Raw genomic sequence first — 18,334 nt, 5'->3', positions numbered from 1 at the left:
CCCGGTAGCTCGTCAGGCTCATAACCTGAAGGTCGCAGGTTCAAATCCTGCTCCCGCAACCAGCGTCAGAAAATCTCAGTACAGCCCGTTCAGACTACAATTGATCCCCCGGATCAATTGCTTAACGTCTTCACCTCGTCAGGCTCATAACCCGAAGGGCAGTACGGCAAACCCTCCCACAGAAACTAACTTCCAACAGCCCGGTCGAGCTGACAATGCCAGTTTGGACGAGACATTGAGGCTCCCTAACCCATGCTTGCGCCAAGTTCGGCCGGTATCACCACCTGGCTCTGCAATCCGCCCAGGGTCGCTGACAATCCCAGATCCAGCCGGGCGCCGTATGCGGCCAACAGATCGACTGCAATGGCCAGCCCCAGCCCGCTTCCGCTGACCGAGGTGTCCAGCCGACCACCGGAACGTAGCGCTTCGCGGCGTGCGTCTTCGGGGATTCCCGGGCCGTCGTCTTCGATGCGGATTTCGATGCTGTGCTCTTGGGCCTCAGCGGTCAGATGGACCGTGTTGCGGCACCATTTGACCGCGTTGTCGAGCAAATTGCCCAGAACCTCTTCGATATCCTGCGCATCCATGCGCACCCAAATCTCGGGTTCACAATCGATAACCAGCTTTTTTCCATCCCGTTCGGCCATTGTCGAAAACAGACGTGCAAGTCTGTTGACGGAGTTTGTCAGATCGGTGCGCGAATGGGTCAGTTCCGCAGTGTTCATCGCCCGCATCCGGGCAAGCGAGCGGCCGAGCTGCGCATCGACCCGGTCCAGGGCTTCTGTCGCAATTTCTGTACTGGCGCCGGACTGAGACAACTCGCTGAGTTCGTTTCGTAAAATCGCCGTCGGGGTCTTGAGCGCATGGGCCAGATCGGCGGCCTGCCTGCGTGAACCGGTTACGATGTCCCGGTTGCGCCGCAACAGCTGATTCAGGTCCTCGACCAGTGGGGACACTTCGTCCGGGTAGTCCGCCGGTTTGAGGTCGTCATCAGACTCCCAGCGATGGGCCACATCCGTCCGCAACTTGCGCAGCGGGCCCAGAATGACCGACATCAACAGCAATGACCCGGCAACGCCAATCAACCCGACCAGCGCAAAAACAGGCATAAGGCTGCGCTGCGCGACCCGCCTTTCGTTGATAAGTTGCGCCTGGCTTTCGGCGACGCTGACGCCCCAGACCGTGCCGTCTTCGTAGGTGATTTCCTGATAAGCGCTGCGCAGCACCTCGCCCTCTGGCCCGGCGGTGTTCCAAAGCGTTGTGTTGCCATCCGGATCTGACGGTTCGGCAATCGTTTCGTCAAACAGCGAGGCCGAGACGAAAATCTCTCCGTCCCTGTTGGTAACCTGCCAGTACCGGCCGGAATATGGCGTGCCATAAGCCGGATCGAACATGATGTCGCGCAGCGCATCGGGGTCTTGCGTTGTTACGCTCAGCCCGACGACAAGCTGCGTGTGGCGGTCCAAAAGCGCAGTATCGAACCGTTCGGAAACCCGCGAGTCGATATAAGAGAATACGGCCAGCGTGCCGACGCCAACGGACAGAGCACCGGATGCGATCCCCCCCAGCAATGCCCGTTGACGCAGGGATAACATCAGGCGGAATCGATCATGTATCCCCGACCCCGGACTGTTGTGATCAGGTCAGGTCCCAACTTTTTGCGCAGGCGGGTGATGAAGACGGCAATGGTGTTGGAGTCGCGATCTCCGTCGTATTCATAAATATGTTCGGAAAGCTCGGTCCTGGAAATCATGCGACCTGCATTATGCGCCAGATAGGTGAGGACCGCGATTTCCTGAGCGGTCAAATCCACCGGCACCCCTTCGGCGGTTACCCGACCGTTGCGCGTGTCCAGAATGACGCTCCCCATTTCGATCACCGGGTTCAGCTGCCCGCTTTGGCGGCGCAGGATGGCGCGGACGCGGGCGGCCAGTTCGGGCATGTGAAAGGGCTTGGTCATGTAGTCATCCGCGCCGGCATCCAGCCCGTCGACGCGTTCGCTCCAGCCGTCGCGGGCCGTCAGGATCAGGACCGGCGTCTTGATGCCGGCGCTTCGCCATTCCCGAAGAACCGAGATACCGTCGCGTTCCGGCAGCCCGATATCAAGGATGATCACGTCATAGGGTTCGGTCAGGCCCAGATGAAGGGCGTCTACACCGCTGTTGACGACATCGACCACGCGGCCTTCGGCATTCAGCAGTTTCTTGATCTGATCGCACAGGTGCGGCTCATCTTCTGCGAGGAGAACTCTCATAATCTGGAACTATAGGCGGGCCAATGGCAGTTTAACCATTACTTTTTGCCCCCGCCTTTGCCGCCTCCGTTGCCGCCGGAGTTGCCGCCGCCATTACCGCCGGAATTGCCACCGCCGTTACCGCCGGAGTTTCCGCCGCCATTGCCACCCGAGTTGCCGCCCGAGTTGCCACCACTGTTGCCACCGCTGTTACCGCCGGAGTTACCACCGGAGTTGCCGCCAGAGTTTCCACCGGAATTCCCTCCGGAATTTCCGCCGCGGTTTCCGTTGTTGCCCTGGTTGCCCTTGCCATTGGATTTCCCCTGCGATCCTGCATTGGCCGCGTTGCCGTTGTTCGAACGGGCCGCTTCGGAAATTTCGCGTCCCACGCTGGAACGATTGGACACAACGACACCGGTCTGGGCGTTGACAATGACACTGATGATCTTGCCGTTGGGCTTCTTCACCAGAATTCGGTAGTACACCTCGTCGGTCTGGAAGGCGCGCGCATCCACAGGGGTGCCGCCAAAGGCTTTTTCCACCCCTTTGATGACGCGTTTCAACCGAATGGCACTGCCGGATGTCGTCGCCTTGCGCAGCTCGGACTGTTTCAATTCGCGCACAGCGGCCTGGCCTTCCCCGAACGGGAGAAGGGTCAGCAGACAAGCGATGATCAAGAGCCTTTTCATACTCGGAACTTTTTACGGTACAAGTGCCCCCTAAATCTACAGATTATAACGTGAACCGGCGATGAACAGGTAATTCGCCGTGGGTTCAATAACCATCGGTTTAAATTGACTTGTCGGCGGCTGATTCAGACGCAACCCCTTGTGCATTCGGACACTGGGCCGTCGCGCCGGCAATTGAGTTCACTGAACGACGAACGAGGACCGTCATGAAAACCAGATCGACCGGCCTGTTGAAAGTCTCAGCCATTGCCATTGCGTTGCTCGGGTCCACTGCAGTTGTCGGAGCCATCGCCCTCCCGGATGTCGCCTATGCCAAGGAAGGCAAAGGAAACGGCGGCGGCAATGGCGGGGGCCAGGGCAATGGAAATGGCGGCGGAAACGGCGGCGAAAACGGCAAAGGCGGCGGCAACGACGGCGGAAGCAAAGGCGTCGGCGGCAATGCCGGTGGCAACGGCAAAACCAAGGGTGGCGGATCAGGCGCGTCCAAAAGCAAGGGCGGCAAGGCTACCGGTCTTGGTGGGACGCGGTCAAAATCCACCGGTGACGGAAAATTCTCACTCAAGAACCTTTTTGGCGGCAACAAGGGCAAGGCCGCAAAAAAGAAGACAAACACGGTAAGCGTCGCGCGCAAACCGGCGAAATCCGTTGAGGTTTCAAAATCGGTTCGCCCGGAAGTTCGGACCAAGGGCAACAAATTTGCCAGCCTTCTGGGGGTTCACCCGTCTGAGCTGGGGGCACTGAACGCGGCGAATGCAAGCGAAACCGCGCTGAACAATGCCGCGCCCAATTCCCGCGTCGGTCGCATCGCCCATTACCGGGATACGGTTCTGGCCGGGGAGGATCTGCGCGAGGAACTTGCCGAAACGCAGGATCTTCTGGATGAGATGACCCCGCCCGATCGTCCGGTTTCGGAAATCGAGGAAGACCTTGAAACCGCGCAGGCCGATGTTGAGGAAAAACAGGACCGCGTGACCGAACTGGAAGAGGCGCTCGCCGATGCCGGAGGCACGGATCCCGACATCGAAGCCGAACTTGAAGAGGCCAATGCCGAGTTGGAAGAATCGGTCAACACGGCCAATGATCTGAACGACGAACGGCAGGCGGCGCTGGATTACGACGAGGCCGTGGCAGAGGTTGAAGACCTGGCTGAGGCCGTTGACAATCAGGCGCAGGTGGAGCGCGAGGCGCTTGAAGACGCAGCCAACAAACCCGTGACCGACGAAGTTGAGGCGGCGGTGAAATCGCTGCTGGGACTGGATAGCTGAAACCCTTGCGCCACTACTCTCGGACGCAACGCAGGGGAGCCAGCCATGCGCTTGGATATGCGCATGGCTGGCAGCTCTTGGGGATGAAGGCCGGCTAGTTTCTGGTTCAGGTTTGCCCCGGGCCGACAAGGCACCAATGAAGAAGCCCGCTCCGGACCGGAGCGGGCTTTGGCGTCTTCCTTAATAGGACGTCAACAGGGAAGATCGCCAACACCGTGACCAACAGTCAGGTGCCTGGTTTCGCCTCAGCAAGTCGCTTGTTGTTCAGAATATCAATCAGAGCGTTTTCGATAGGAGGGAAGCGACCTTTGCTCGAATTCTTGGTGTCAGATTGTTTGCTGCGCAGCGCGGCGCTGACCGTCTGCATCTCTGCTGGCTTTCGGTGCGTCGCAGCCTCAATGGCAGTTGTGATCATGCGAGTCCCTTTCATTGGCGCCGGTTGCCTGTGGTCTGGTCCGGTCCTGTGGGGATAAGTATGCGTGAGCACTGTTGAACACTCAGAGAATACATTGTTCATGTTTCGTTAATATTGTTGCCCGAGAGTAAAAAGCGCGAAAACTGCGTTCAGTTTCGCTAAATGTTTCCACGCGCCGGTCAATCCTGTTAGAAGCTGGGTTTTTGGTAACCTACGGAAACTAAGACAAAATTTCTGGCGACCCGCTAGCCCGCTGAAATTTCGACTGTCTGGCCGTGGAATTCCTTGGAAGTGTTCGGGTCGTGTTGAGACGTGCCGGCTTTGGCTGAAATGTGGGTGGAAACGCGATAAGTGCGCGGCCTCTTGTTCATATTGACTGTCCGAATCGCAGGCGTTTCCGGCTCATCTCGAACGGCACAGGAACGGCACTAAACAGTCAGGTGGATTGCTCGGCCCCTCCGCTGAACTGGCAACAAGATTTGGGTCTTCGCGCAGGCAACCCGCCGCGCATCCCAAAACCACGGTTTACCCTTCGGAAAGAACCTTGCGCGCGACCCGAAAACATTCCAGCGCCTGCGGAACTCCGCAGTAAATGCCCACCACGTGGATGATCGCGCGGATTTCCTCGGCGGTCACACCATTGTTGATTGCGCCTCGGCAGTGGATTTCCCATTCGTGCATTTTCCCCAGCGCGCCGATCATCGACAGGTTCATCATCGAACGCGTCTTGGCATCAATTACTTCGTCGCCCCAGCCGAACCCCCAGCACCAGGCGGTCATCGCCTCCTGAAACGGGCGGGTGAAATCATCAGCCGCGGCCAGGTTCTTTTCGACATAATCCGCGCCAAGCGTGTTCTTTCGTTGTTCAAGACCCTTCAGAAACAGGTCTTCGTCAAAAATGTCAGCCATAGGTAGTCTCCGGTTCATCAGACGGTAAGGCGGTGTTTGTACAGGTGATCGTAGTGGGGCTTCATCCGGCGGTACACCTGTCTGACCCGATCGGGCGCGTCGGCGATGGAAACATATTCCCGCGGTTGAGGCACCAGCCCCGTCGATCTGGAGAGATTGGCGTGGAAGGATCCGCCATCCCACCAGCTATGGGCCGACGGATCGCCGCCGGCCTCCCATGTCAGCGCGTCCGGCAGAAACGGAATGCCCACGGCATCGCAGAATCTCTGTGTCATCGCGTGCGGGCTTTCCAGCAGATCGTCGCTGTCGATGACCGGCGGGGCAGTCCCGTTCAGCGCCGTCAGCAAATCGAACAGGGCGCGCTGTTCGGGAAACCCGACCTCGCCCTCGGCAAAGTCCGGCCAGCGTTTGTACATCGAGGTGATCGTCTTAGCCGGATCGCGGATCAGGAAGGCGTGGGTGAAATGTGACAGGAAAACCGCGTCCCACATGTGGTGGATGTAATGCGGAAAATCCTTGATGAAGACCGCGCCCGTTTTCGCGCGGGCCCGGATGTCTGCCCATACGCTGTCCAGCGTCAGACCGGGTGTTGTGACATCACCGGGTTGGAACCTGTGCCACAGCGGGTCCTCGCCCTGATACCAGGCCTCGCCAAAGGGTTCGTGCAGACAGTCCAGATCGCCACGCTGCCGCATCATCCACTCAAATGCCGTCGAGGTGGACCGGGGCACCGCCCATAACGCGAGGATCTTGTGCATGGTGTGAGTTCTCCGGCTGGTGAAAGGTCAAAGACGTCTGAGCAGCTGCCCCTCCGGCGACTGCGGCGCGATGCCCAGAGACGTGAAGATGCGCCAATACAGGGCGATGTCGTGGCCGATCACGGGTTTGCCCAAAGCGCTTTCCAGTTGATCAGCCAGATGCAGAGGGCGCTGCGGCAGACCATCCGGACCGGTTCGAAAGTTGCACATGCCGTTGATCAGGATCGCCTCGGCCCGCGGGGCCTTATCCGCCACGTATTCGAAGCTTTTCAACGCCAGATCACCATCGAATACCCAGCGGCAGGAATTGACGGCCTGCTGGCTGTCGAACCAGCCCTGATCGTGAAAATTGCCCGCCCAGAGAACGTCGAACCCGGCCTCACGCAGAAACGCGACGGTGCCCTGCCACCATTCGGGCCAGTGATAGGCGGCGTTGAGCGCGACCTTTTCGACATTCATCTCGCGCAGCGCTTCGATCATGGCGTATCCCGCCATGTGAAAGCGGATGCCGTATTTGTCCGACAGATCCTGACAATGCTGCCGCACGCCTTCGACGCCCAGCCCGCACGCATGGACCCAGTTCGAACCAACCTGTCCGCAGACATCGACGCCGTTGCGGGACATGCAATGCACGAAATCCTCAAGCATGCCGAATTTCTGTTTTCGCTGATCCAGCCCATGCGCATAACCGGGCACGTGCAGCATCCAGCCATGCACGCCAACAGTTTCGGGGCACATGCGCAGGAAATCCGAAGGTGCCGCGTCGAAGTCAAACGGCGGGCTGGTAAAGCCCACCTGATAGGGGAACAGTTTATGCTCCGGACGCCAGTCGTGGGGCATCATTATCAGGACGCTCCCGGGCTGCCACCTTCATATTTGGGCAGATCGTCCTCAATGGTCATCCATGGCAGGCGCTCGGACCAATAGACATGCGCGTGCGGCACATAGTTCTCGGGATGATCCAGAGTGGCCGCGTAAAGATGCGTTTCGTTCGGCCAGCGGTGGCTTTCATAGCTAAGCGGCGTGCCGCATTCAGTGCAGAACCCGCGCATGACACCCGGCGAAGATTCCCGCAGGGCGCGCTGGCCCTGCCATGTCACAATGTCCCGCGCCATGCCCAGAAAGCTTGTCATCGGCGACCCCGTGGCGCGGCGGCAGCTTGCGCAATGGCAATGCGCGGTCCAGATCGGCGTCCCGGACGCGCTGTATCGTACGGCGCCGCACAGGCAGCCTCCTTCGAACTCAGCCATCCACAGCCTCCCGCATCCATTGTTGCAGCTTTGCGATCGAATGCTCCGACATCACGCCGCATCCCGGGTCCAGCACCAGCGGGCCGGGGCGGTAGCCGCGGGATTTGAGGCCACGGTGGACGGATTCCACGAGGCGGATGTCTTCCTCGACCGTGGTTTCGCGGTCCTGCACCGCCAGTTGCCGGATCACCGCGCTTTCCGAGCCGCCCTCGGTGTACCAGCCGCGCCAGACGGTGCAGTGATCGGCATCGCCCGCGCGCCAGTGATAGGTGTTCAGTACATTGCCCGGATAGCACTGGAACGAGAACATCGGCCACAGAAACCACGACTGGTAGTCGCCTGCATGGGGCACCGACAGGTCGATGGGGTAGGTCATCTTGTCGAGGCTCTGGCATTCCGTCGTATGCCGCAGCACATAGCCGCCACCCGCGTCGGGCTGGATGTCATAGGTCTCGGGCTTGACCACGCCTTCGGCAAAGGTCGGGTGGTTGCTTGGGCAGTGATAGCATTCCGAGTAGTTTTCAATACTGACCTTCCAGTTGCAGTTTTCCGGGATCTCGACCCATTCCAGCGGCTCCAGATCGTCGACATGCGGGACAAAGGCGCGGATTTCCTCGCGCACGCCGGGATACCATTCGTCCATCGGCGCGGCGTCATCGTCCAGATTGACGAAGATGAACCCGTTGAAAACCTCGGTCCGAACCGATGTCAGGCAGATCGCGCTGCGGTCGAAACCGGGGACAGGTTTGATATTCGGCCCGGCGCGCAGCTGGCCGGAGAGTTCATAGGTCCAGGCATGGTACGGGCAGACGACGACGCGGGTGTTGCCTGCGCCGGTTACCATCTCATGCGCGCGGTGCTGGCAGACATTGTAGTAAGTGCGTATTTCTCCGTCGCGGCCCCGGATGCAGAACAGGTTCTGACCGGCAATTTCGAAGGCGAAGTAATCACCCGGCTCGCGCACCTGCGCCACATGCCCGGCAAACTGCCATGTCCGGGCCAGCAATCCCTGCATCTCCTGCGCGAATATCGCGGGATCGGTATAGTATCGCGCGTCCAGTGAATGGGTGAGGGGGGCGTTCATTCGGGCTCCTCCGCGTAGAGGCCAAGTTGGTGACGACGAAGATGAAACCGCTCCACCCTTTCGACGATCTCATCGCTGGACACCGCGATCACGAAGGACAGCAGCGTTTCCAGCAAGGCTATGGTCGAGACGGAGGAGGGGAAAAATTGCGGCGTGTCAGCGGCGACGACAAAGCCGTGCTGCGCGTTCAGGATGACCGGGCTGGCCGGGCTGTCGGATATGCCGATGACGGTCAGCCCCTGTTGCCGCGCCAGTTTGATCGCGTCGATCACCTCGGTCCGGTAGGGGTGGCAGGTGATGGCAATCAGCACATCCTGTTCATCCGCCCAGGCCAGATCGTCGACGGGGGTCGAGCCGGGGCGGGGGATGGCGTGAAACTGCTTCATTCCCGTCGAAGCGAGGTAGGTGAAATTGCGCGCGTTCGAATTGTTGACGCCGACGCCCAGGGTGAAGATCTGACGGCAATTCCAGATATCCTCGGCCGCCGCAGTCAGGCGCCCGGCGTCGATCCCGGCAAATGTCTCTTCGATGTTGCGGATCGCGGCCCCGATCATGTCCGCGTAGAGCCCGCCCAGTTCCCCGGACTTGCCGATATCCTGCAACCAACGGGCGCGGTCCGGAAACGACGCGGTGCCCTTGCGGATCGCGTCCCGAAACGGCGCGCGAAAATCTTCGTACCCGTCAAAACCCACCTGACGCGCCATTCGCACGAAGGTGTTGGGTTTGACGTTTGCGGCTTCGGCAATCTCGCGCACCGTTGAAACCCCCACATCCGTTGGGTTTTCCAGCACATAGCGCGCGGCTTTCTGGGCCTCGGGCGTCAGCGCGTCCCATTCCTGGCTCAGCCGGTCGAGGACGTTTGATGATACATTTGTGTCATTCATGATTGACGATGGTACAAATGTGGAATTAGCCTGTCGAGCAGAAAAACGACTCGGGAAGAGGAAATGTCATGTCCGAGAAGAAGCTGCCGTCACATGCCCGCGTTGTCATCGTGGGCGGAGGTGTCATGGGGGTCGGTCTGGCCTATCATCTGGCGCATGAAGGCTGGGGCGATGACACTGTCCTGCTGGAAAAAGCCGAACTGACCAGCGGCAGCACCTGGCACGCGGCGGGCCAGATCACGCATTCGACGTCCAGCTTCGGGCTGGGGAAATGCGTCGATTACAATATCGGCCTGTATTCCGGTGCGTTGGAGGCCGAAACCGGTCAACCGGTGACATGGCATGGCTGCGGTTCGTTTCGCCTAGCCTATACCGAGGATGAGATGGACTGGCTGCGCCACACGTTGTCGGTGGGCCGGTCGCTGGGGTTCAACATCGAACTGGTGGGTCCCGGGAAGGTCGCCGAGCTGCACCCGTTCTACAATCTCGAAGGCGTGCTGGGCGCGCTGCACACACCTGATGACGGGCATGTCGACCCGACCAATGTGACAATGGCCATGGCGGCCGGCGCGCGTCAGAAGGGCGTGCGCATCTTCCGCAATTGCCGCGCGACCAACATCACGCAGGCCGAAAATGGCGAGTGGGTGGTGGAGACCGAGATGGGCACGATCACTTGTGAGCATGTGGTGAACGCAGGCGGCACCTATGCCCGCCAGATAGGCGAATGGTCAGGGCTGCAACTGCCGATGACCTCGATGACCCACCACTACTTCGTGACCGAGCCGGTGCCCGAGTTCCAGAACCTGGACAAGGAGCTGCCGGTGATCCGCGACGACCGCAAGGTTTCGGGCTATATCCGGATGGAGCAGCAGCGCGGGCTGATCGGGATCTACGAAAAAGAGAACCCGAACTCGGTCTGGCATGATTATTGCCCCTGGGAATACGAGAACTGGCTGTTCGATGCGGATTACGACCGGGTGATGCCATGGCTTGAGGAAAGCCTGAACCGGATGCCGATCTTTGCCGAACTGGGCATTCAGCGCGATGTACACGGGGCGATTTCGCATCCGCCGGACGGGAACCCGCTGATCGGGCCAGCGCCCGGCGTGCGGAACTACTGGTGCTGTTGCGGGACGCAGATCGGGATCGGCTGGGGCCCGGGTCTGACGCGTGAACTGGCGCGCTGGATGGTACATGGGGCCGCCGATATCTCGATGCGCGAGTTCGATCCGCGCCGCTTCGGCAGCTATGCCACCAAGGACTGGCAGGTGATCAAGGCCGAGGAAGATTACTGCCTGCGCCACGAAATCCCCTTTCCGCATTTTAATCGGCTGGCGGGGCGGCCCATCAAGCCCTCGCCTCTGTATGAGTTGTTGAAATCCAAGGGCGCGGTGCACGAAGAGGTCTACGGCTTCGAACGCCCCCGCTGGTTCGCGCGGGATGGGGTCGAGCAGCGGGACCACTATTCCTTCCGCCGGACCCCTGCCGACGACATGGTCGCAGCCGAGGTCAAAGCCGTGCGCGAGCGCGTCGGCATCATGGATGTCACCGCCTTCACCAAGATCGAGGTCTCGGGGCCGGACGCTTATGCCCTGCTGGACCGGTTGACCGCCAACCGAATGCCGCAGAAAGTTGGCTCGATCACCCTGACCCATATGCTGAACCGTCGTGGCCGGATCGAGCTGGAGACCACGATCGTTCGTTTGGCCCAAGATCGCTTCTATCTGGTCTGCGCCGCCTTCTTCGAACAACGCCTGCTGGATCATCTGGCGCAACAGCGCGCGGATGAGGATGTGCAGATCACCGCTCTGTCCGCCGACTGGTCGGCCCTGTCGCTGAACGGCCCCAGCTCGCATGACGTGCTGGGACAATGCACCGATGCCGATCTGACCAATGCAGGATTCCGCTGGCTCTCGGCGCAGGAGATCACCATCGCCGGTCACAAAGTCTGGGCCTTCCGCATGTCTTATGCCGGCGAGCTGGGTTGGGAGCTGCACATGCCCAACGCCGCGTGCCTCGACGTCTACAATGCGCTTTGGGCTGCGGGTGAGCCGCACGGCATCACCGACTATGGCAGCTTTGCGATGAACGTGATGCGGATGGAGAAGGGTTTCAAAGGCGCGGGCGAGCTGACCAACGAAGTCACTCTGGTCGAGGCTGACGTTCTGCGCTTTGCCCGCACTGACAAAGAGTATCTGGGTAAGGACAAGACTCTGAATGCAGACCTGCCTTGGATCTGTGCCTATCTGGAAATCGAGCCGGATGGCGAGATTGACGGCCATGGCGGCGAAGCTGTGATGCTGGGCGAACGTGTCGTGGGCTCTACCGCCTCGGTCGCCTACGGACACACGGTCGGTAAAGTTCTCGCCTTCGCCTATATCAAGCCCGAGGCCGCTGTCCCGGGCACAGAATTGCAGGTGGTGATCCACGGCAATCCCCGCGCGGCCAGCGTACTGGGCCAGCCGGCTTATGATCCCGACAGCTTGCTGCCGCGAACCGACGTCGCATTGGAGACCGTGTGATGAGCCTGCCCGACACGATGAAAGCCATGGTCACCATGGGCCATGGCGGTTTGGAGCAGATGGTGCTGCACTCGGACTGGCCGCGCCCTGATCCGGCGGCGGGGGAGGTACTGATCAAGGTCGCTGCCTGCGGTCTGAACAACACCGACGTGAACACGCGGTCCGGCTGGTATTCCAAGACCGTGACCGACGCGACCACCGGCGGTGCCTTTGATGAGGTCGGTGAGGACGATCCCACATGGGGCGGCGCGCCGATCACCTTTCCGCGCATTCAGGGCGCGGATGTCTGTGGGCATGTCGTGGCCGTCGGCGAGGGCGTGGACAGCGCCCGCATTGGCGAGCGGGTGATCACAGACGGCTGGCTACGCGATCCGGCCGACCCCGACAACAAAGACAAGACTGGCTATTACGGTTCGGAACGGGATGGCGGCTTTGCGGAATATGCGACGACGCTGGCGGTGAACGCGATGCCGATCAATTCGGACCTGTCGGACGCAGAACTTGCGACCTTTTCCTGCTCCTACTCCACCGCCGAAGGGATGTTGACCCGTGCCAACGTGACCAACAGCGACACGGTTCTGGTTCCTGGCGCGTCCGGCGGGGTCGGCGGCGCGCTTGTCCAACTGGCGAAACGACGCGGCGCGCGGGTGATCGCGCTGGCGTCCGAGGCCAAGCATGCCGACGTGGCGACGCTTGGCCCCGACGTGATCCTGCCCCGCGCGCCCGAAAACCTGCGCGCGGCGCTGGGCGGTGAAAAGATCACAGTGGTGGCGGATGTGGTGGGCGGCCCGCACTGGCCGCAGTTGGTCGACATCCTGGAACGCGGCGGGCGCTATACCTGCTCGGGTGCCATCGCGGGTCCGATGGTCGAGTTCGACCTGCGGACATTCTATCTGCGGGATCTGACCTTCACCGGCTCGACAGTGATCGATCCGCAGGTGATGCGGAACCTGGTGAAATACATCGAGGCCGGAGAGATCAAGCCTGCCCTTGCCGCAACCTATCCGCTGGAGGAGCTGCGCGAGGCACAGGCCGCCTTTATCGCAAAACAGCACACCGGCAATATCGTGGTGGTCCCATGACTTTGGATGATGTTTTGGAAGCCGCGCGGCATCTGCATCGGACACATCCCGATCTGTCGGCCTTTGCGCCATGGCCCGATGATCTGACACCGACTGACCTGAACCCTGCGCCCGTTCCCGCCCTGAGTCTGGTGCGTGACCTTGATCCCGATGGTGGCGCGCCAACATGTAACATGATTGTGGCAATCCGGGATACGGCGCATCTGGCTCATTGGAAGCACACCTATACCGAAGAGGAGGTCGGCGCGGATTTCCTGAACCGCTACGGCTATTACGAGCTGTTCGGCCCGACCGGACATTTCCATTCGACCCAACTGCGCGGCTATGTGGCCTATTGGGGGGCCGGGCTGAATTATGGCTGGCACAGCCATCAGGCCGAGGAACTGTATCTGACATTGGCCGGAGGGGCGGTGTTCCGCGTCCCCGGAGAGGAGACCCATGTCGGCCCCAATCAGACGCGCCGGCATCGCAGCTGGCAGAGCCATGCGATGACCACGACGGATCAGCCGATCCTGACCTTCGTCCTCTGGCGTGGTGAAGGCATGGGCGATGTACCCCGGATGGATGCCGCATGAAGATCACCCGCGTCCGCATCTACCAGACCGGGCTGCCCTATATTGACGGGACCTATGTCTGGGGCGCGGGCAACGCGATTGAGACGGCGACAGCCTCGGTTGTCGTGATTGATACCGACGCGGGATTGCAAGGCTGTGGGGAATTCACGCCCTGCGGTGAGAATTACATGGTCGCCCATTCCCAAGGCGTTGTGGCGCTGGCGCGTCTGGTCGCGCCTGCATTGTTGGGTGAAGACCCGCGGCAGGTCGGGCGCATCGAACAGGCGCTGGACCATATGGTGCAAGGGCATGGTTATGCCAAGGCGCCCTTCGATGCGGCGTGCTGGGACATTCTGGGGCAGGCCTGCGATCAGCCCGTCTGGATGCTGCTGGGCGGCAAGCTGACCGATGGCGCGCCGATGTACCGGGTTGCGCCGCAGAAATCGGTCGATGAAACCGTGGCTGAACTGAACCACTATCGCGATCAGGGTTACCGACAGTTTCAGATCAAGGTCGGCGGCGACTGGGCCCGCGATATCGAGCGTATCCGCACAACGGTGCCTTTGATGCAGTCGGGTGAAACGGCGATGGCCGATGCCAATCAAGGCTGGCGCGTGGACGACGCGATCCGGGTGGCCCGCGCCACGCGCGATCTGGATTTCATTTTGGAACAGCCCTGCCGCACTTACGAGGAATGCCAGCAGGTGCGCCGTGTCGCCGAGCAACCGATGAAGCTGGATGAATGTCTGACCGGCATGCATGTGGCGCAGCGGATCGTCGCGGATCGGGGGGCTGAGGTCTGCTGCCTGAAAATCTCGAATCTCGGCGGGCTCAGCAAGGCGCGGCGGGTGCGGGATTTTCTGATCGAAAATCGCATTCCGGTGGTCAGCGAGGACACATGGGGCGGAGAGATCGCAACCGCGGCGGTTGCCCATTTCGCGGCTTCGACCCCTGCGGCGTTTTTGCAGAACACCACCGATCTGATGAATTACAACACCCGGTCCACCGGAATCGGCGGGCCGGTGTCGCGGGATGGCAAGCTTTATGCCTCTGACACGTCTGGACTGGGCGTAAGCCCTGATTTCGAAAGCCTCGGCGCGCCGGTGGCGGAGTACACTATATGAAGATCACGACCATCACGGTTTACCATGTCGACCTGCCGCTGGAGCATCCCTATTGGCTGTCCGGCGGGCGGCTGAAGTTTGAAACGCTCGACGCAACGCTGGTGAAGATCGAAACCGATGCGGGGTTGACCGGCTGGGGCGAAGGCACCCCTTGGGGGCACACCTATGTTCCGGCACACGGGCCCGGCATCCGTGCCGGGATCGAAACGATGGCCCCCTTTGTTCTGGGCCTTGACCCACGCCGGGTTCTGGATGTGGAACGCGCGATGGATATCGCGCTGCCGGGCCATCTTTACGCCAAGGCCCCGGTCGATATGGCCTGCTGGGATATCGCCGGACAGGCGGCAGGGGTGCCGATTGCCGATCTGATGGGCGGTGGATCCAGGACGCCGCGTCCGATCGCCTCTTCGGTCGGTGCCAAAACCGTGGAAGAAACCCGCACGGTGATGGAAAGGTATCGCAGCCGCGGCTACGTTGCCCATTCGGTCAAGATCGGCGGCGATGTCGAACGTGACATCGCCCGTGTGCGGGATGTCGACAGCATTCGGCGACCGGGTGAGATTGTTCTTTACGACGTCAATCGCGGCTGGACCCGGCAACAGGCCCTGCGGGTGATGACCGCATGCGAGGACCTGAACGTGATCTTCGAACAGCCCTGCGAGTCGCTGGACGACATCGCGGCAATCTCGGGCCGCCATGCCTCACCCGTATCCGTGGATGAAAGCCTGGTGACCTTGCAGGACGCCGCCCGGATCGCCCGGGACGGGCTTGCTGAGGTGTTCGGGATCAAGCTGAACCGCGTCGGCGGGCTGACCAAGGCGGCGCGAATGCGGGATATCGCGCTGGCGCATGGGATCGACATGTTTGTCATGGCCACGGGCGGTTCGGTTCTGGCCGATGCCGAGGCGTTGCATCTGGCCGCCACGATACCGGATGACAACTGCCATGCCGTCTGGGCCTGTCAGGACATGATCACCGTCGATATCGCCGGCGGGCGCGGACCGCGCAACATCGACGGCCATCTGCATCTGCCGGAAACACCGGGGCTTGGCGTGCACCCGGATGAGGACGCACTGGGCGATCCGGTTGGAGTATACCGATGAGGATCAACAGGATAACGCTCTGGGCTGTCGATCTGACCAGTCATGAGACCTATCACATGGCCGAGGGCAAGACCTGCGCGACCGTGACCTCTCATGTGCTGTGCCTCGAAACGGATACCGGTTTGAAGGGCTGGGGTGAGGTCTGCCCGATCCCGCATTACCTGCCCGCCTATGCAGGCGGTGTCCCAAGCGCGGTGGCGGAAATGGGGCCGCAGATTCTGGGCATGTCCCCGTTTGGCGTCGACGCGCCGATGTGCAAGCTGGAGGGTTTTCTGCAAGGTCATCCCTATGCCAAATCCATCGTCGATATCGCGTTGTGGGACCTGTTCGGGCAGGCAACAGATCAGCCTGTCTATGCGCTTCTGGGCGGGCGAACACGAAAGGACATGCCGCTTTATCACTCGATCACCTGCGTCGCACCGGATGAGATGGCGCGGATCGCCAAGGCCGCTTATCAGACCGGCATTCGCCAGTTTCAGGTCAAACTGGGGGTCGAAGGCGACTGGCAGGCCGATGCCGAACGCCTGATCAAAGTGCGCGAGGCCGTGGGGCCGGGGCCTGTGGTTTATGGCGACTGGAACTGCGGCGCGTCCCGTTTGCAGGCCACCCGCACGGGGCGGGCGGTTGCGCATCTGGACGTGATGCTGGAACAGCCGTGCAAAACGCTGGAAGACTGCGCCGCTGTCCGGCAGGCAACCGGGCTGCCGATGAAGCTGGACGAAAGCGCGCATGATCCGGCCTCGCTGCTGCAGGCGCACGCGCTGGGCTGCATGGATGCGGTGGCGCTGAAACTGTCGAAATTCGGCGGGTTGTCCGCGATGCGCCGGGCGCGGGATCTGACGGTGCATCTGGGGGCCGAGATTTGTGCCGAATGCACCTGGGGGTCGGATATCGTGACCGCCGCGTCGCTGCATTTTGCGGCCTCGACCCCGCACGGGTCGTTGCTGAACACCTGCGACCTGTCCTCTTACGTGTCGCCGCGCCTCTGCCCGGACGCACCAAACCGTGAAAACGGTCGGATTGCCCCGCCGGAAGGTCCGGGGTTAGGTGTGGTGCCCGACCCACAGATACTTGGCACCCCGATATTGGAGATCGTTTGAGATGCTGAAAATCAAGACACAATCCGAATGGATCGTCCGCGCGAACGAGGTTCTGCCCGCCGGGGGTTTCGGCAATTTCGATCCCGGTATCATCATCGCCCGCGGCGAAGGCAGCCGTGTCTGGGATGAGGACGGCAACGAATATATCGACTACCTGATCGGCTCTGGCCCGATGCTGCTGGGCCATGGCCACCCAGAGGTGATGGAGGCGGTGCTGGAACAATTGCCCAGAGGCATGACCTTTTTTGCCAATAACGCCAGGGGCATCGAACTGGCCGAGGCCATTGTCGACGCGGTGCCCTGTTGCGAACAGGTGCGCTTTGTCGCCTCGGGCGGCGAGGCGGATATGTATGCGATCCGTCTGGCCCGCGCCTATACCGGCCGCAACAAGATCCTGAAATTCGAAGGTGGCTATCACGGCATGAGCGCCGAGGCGCAGATGAGCCTGGCCCCCAGTCGGCAGGTCAATTTCCCGCAAGCGGTGCCTGACAGCGCCGGCATCCCGGCCGGCGTGGCCGAACAAATGCTGATCGCACCTTTTAACGACCTTGAGGCCGTGGCGGCCCTGTTGGACGAACACAAAGACATCGCCGCGATCATGGTCGAGCCGTTGCAGCGGATCATCCCGCCCCTGCCCGGATACCTGCAAGGGCTGCGCGATCTGTGCGACAAGCATAACGTCCTTCTGATCTTCGATGAGATCGTCACCGGGTTCCGTCTGGCCTATGGCGGCGCGCAGGAGAAATACGGCGTCACGCCCGACATCTGCACGCTGGGCAAGGTCATCGGCGGCGGCTTCCCCCTGGCCGCTACGGGGGCCAGCGCCGAGATCATGAAGCATTTCGACAAGGCCAAGGTCGGTGCGGAAGGCTGGCTGATGCAACTGGGGACGTTGTCCGGCAATCCGGTGGCCTCGGTCGCCGGGCTGAAAACCATGGAGGTACTGCGGCGCGACGGCGTTTACGACCGGCTTCGCGCAATCGGTTCGGATTTGCAGCGGATGCAGGCGGACGCCCTGACCGGCGCCGGCATACCGCACAGGATTTGCGGTGACGAAACCTTGTTCGACATCTATTTCACCGATGCTGCCTGTCGCGATTACCGTAGTGCCAAACATGATGATCCACAGCGCAACGCCATCTACAACGACAACCTGCGCGCGAACGGGATTTTCAAATCCCCGGGCAAGCTCTACCCGTCCTTGGCGGTGACCGATGCCGATCTCGAACAGACAAGACATGCGGTCGAACAGGCGGTGCAGGCGATCAGCAACAGCTGAATTTCTGTGGCGCGGAAAACATGCGGGCCGCTGTCAACCGATGACAGCGGCCCTAACTGATCAGAGATCGGGAATTGGTCTCG

Annotated in this window: 18 protein-coding genes; 8 read left to right on the top strand and 10 right to left on the bottom strand. The window is 61.1% G+C overall.

The window, feature by feature from the left end:
- Positions 1–245: 245 nt before the first annotated feature.
- From ACR0D8_RS16960 to ACR0D8_RS16950, 3 genes are read right to left on the bottom strand one after another with little or no spacing between them, the layout of a single operon-like run.
- Positions 246–1,595, bottom strand: a complete 1,350-nt coding sequence (locus ACR0D8_RS16960; RefSeq protein WP_480648256.1) for an ATP-binding protein — start codon at positions 1,593–1,595, stop codon at positions 246–248.
- Entirely contained in the window at positions 1,595–2,254 is a 660-nt protein-coding gene (locus ACR0D8_RS16955; RefSeq protein ID WP_475155055.1) for a response regulator transcription factor, read from the bottom strand. The genes ACR0D8_RS16960 and ACR0D8_RS16955 overlap by 1 nt, the downstream gene beginning before the upstream one ends.
- 38 nt (positions 2,255–2,292) lie before the next feature.
- On the bottom strand, positions 2,293–2,922 hold the full coding sequence (locus tag ACR0D8_RS16950) for a PepSY domain-containing protein (protein WP_480648253.1): 630 nt from the start codon (positions 2,920–2,922) through the stop codon (positions 2,293–2,295).
- A gap of 206 nt (positions 2,923–3,128) precedes the next feature.
- Between ACR0D8_RS16950 and ACR0D8_RS16945 the strand changes: the two genes are divergently transcribed.
- Positions 3,129–4,187: a hypothetical protein gene (locus tag ACR0D8_RS16945; protein WP_480648251.1), complete on the top strand. Its 1,059-nt coding sequence runs from the start codon at positions 3,129–3,131 to the stop codon at positions 4,185–4,187.
- 226 nt (positions 4,188–4,413) lie between these two features.
- Here ACR0D8_RS16945 and ACR0D8_RS16940 read toward each other — a convergent pair whose 3' ends face one another.
- The 7 genes from ACR0D8_RS16940 to ACR0D8_RS16910 all read right to left on the bottom strand — a co-directional run bounded on the left by ACR0D8_RS16940 (position 4,414) and on the right by ACR0D8_RS16910 (position 9,487).
- The gene (locus ACR0D8_RS16940; RefSeq protein WP_475155047.1) at positions 4,414–4,602 is read right to left on the bottom strand and encodes a hypothetical protein; all 189 of its coding nucleotides are present in this window, start codon (positions 4,600–4,602) and stop codon (positions 4,414–4,416) included.
- Between the two features lie 525 nt (positions 4,603–5,127).
- Entirely contained in the window at positions 5,128–5,511 is a 384-nt protein-coding gene (locus ACR0D8_RS16935; protein ID WP_480648249.1) for a carboxymuconolactone decarboxylase family protein, read from the bottom strand.
- 17 nt (positions 5,512–5,528) lie between these two features.
- Positions 5,529–6,269 (bottom strand): sulfotransferase-like domain-containing protein, encoded by a 741-nt coding sequence (locus tag ACR0D8_RS16930; RefSeq protein WP_480648247.1) that lies wholly within the window; start codon positions 6,267–6,269, stop codon positions 5,529–5,531.
- A 27-nt stretch (positions 6,270–6,296) separates the two neighbouring features.
- Entirely contained in the window at positions 6,297–7,112 is an 816-nt protein-coding gene (locus ACR0D8_RS16925) for an aspartate racemase/maleate isomerase family protein (RefSeq protein WP_480648245.1), read from the bottom strand.
- Positions 7,113–7,114: 2 nt separating this feature from the next.
- Entirely contained in the window at positions 7,115–7,519 is a 405-nt protein-coding gene (locus tag ACR0D8_RS16920; RefSeq protein WP_480648243.1) for a GFA family protein, read from the bottom strand.
- On the bottom strand, positions 7,512–8,603 hold the full coding sequence (locus tag ACR0D8_RS16915) for an aromatic ring-hydroxylating oxygenase subunit alpha (RefSeq protein WP_480648241.1): 1,092 nt from the start codon (positions 8,601–8,603) through the stop codon (positions 7,512–7,514). The genes ACR0D8_RS16920 and ACR0D8_RS16915 overlap by 8 nt, the downstream gene beginning before the upstream one ends.
- A complete protein-coding gene (locus ACR0D8_RS16910; protein ID WP_480648239.1) occupies positions 8,600–9,487 on the bottom strand; it encodes a MurR/RpiR family transcriptional regulator in 888 nt (295 codons plus the stop codon). The genes ACR0D8_RS16915 and ACR0D8_RS16910 overlap by 4 nt, the downstream gene beginning before the upstream one ends.
- A 68-nt stretch (positions 9,488–9,555) precedes the next feature.
- On the opposite strand from ACR0D8_RS16910, the gene ACR0D8_RS16905 reads away from it, so the two are divergent.
- From ACR0D8_RS16905 to ACR0D8_RS16875, 7 genes are read left to right on the top strand one after another with little or no spacing between them, the layout of a single operon-like run.
- Entirely contained in the window at positions 9,556–12,009 is a 2,454-nt protein-coding gene (locus ACR0D8_RS16905; protein ID WP_480648237.1) for an FAD-dependent oxidoreductase, read from the top strand.
- Positions 12,009–13,091: an alcohol dehydrogenase family protein gene (locus ACR0D8_RS16900; RefSeq protein ID WP_480648235.1), complete on the top strand. Its 1,083-nt coding sequence runs from the start codon at positions 12,009–12,011 to the stop codon at positions 13,089–13,091. Before ACR0D8_RS16905 ends, ACR0D8_RS16900 begins: the two co-directional genes overlap by 1 nt.
- Positions 13,088–13,666, top strand: a complete 579-nt coding sequence (locus ACR0D8_RS16895; RefSeq protein WP_480648233.1) for a dimethylsulfonioproprionate lyase family protein — start codon at positions 13,088–13,090, stop codon at positions 13,664–13,666. The genes ACR0D8_RS16900 and ACR0D8_RS16895 overlap by 4 nt, the downstream gene beginning before the upstream one ends.
- Positions 13,663–14,769, top strand: coding sequence for a mandelate racemase/muconate lactonizing enzyme family protein (locus ACR0D8_RS16890; RefSeq protein ID WP_480648231.1), 1,107 nt, complete (start codon positions 13,663–13,665; stop codon positions 14,767–14,769). The genes ACR0D8_RS16895 and ACR0D8_RS16890 overlap by 4 nt, the downstream gene beginning before the upstream one ends.
- Complete coding sequence (locus ACR0D8_RS16885) at positions 14,766–15,872, top strand: mandelate racemase/muconate lactonizing enzyme family protein (RefSeq protein ID WP_480648229.1); 1,107 nt, start codon at positions 14,766–14,768, stop codon at positions 15,870–15,872. Before ACR0D8_RS16890 ends, ACR0D8_RS16885 begins: the two co-directional genes overlap by 4 nt.
- A complete protein-coding gene (locus ACR0D8_RS16880; RefSeq protein WP_480648227.1) occupies positions 15,869–16,972 on the top strand; it encodes a mandelate racemase/muconate lactonizing enzyme family protein in 1,104 nt (367 codons plus the stop codon). Before ACR0D8_RS16885 ends, ACR0D8_RS16880 begins: the two co-directional genes overlap by 4 nt.
- A 1-nt stretch (position 16,973) precedes the next feature.
- Entirely contained in the window at positions 16,974–18,251 is a 1,278-nt protein-coding gene (locus ACR0D8_RS16875) for an aspartate aminotransferase family protein (RefSeq protein ID WP_480648225.1), read from the top strand.
- Positions 18,252–18,334 lie beyond the last annotated feature (83 nt).

The sequence above is a fragment of the Ruegeria sp. BG10 genome, from assembly GCF_056538575.1.
Note: the sequence above shows the minus strand (reverse complement) of the source record. Positions and strands in the feature narration are given on the sequence as shown.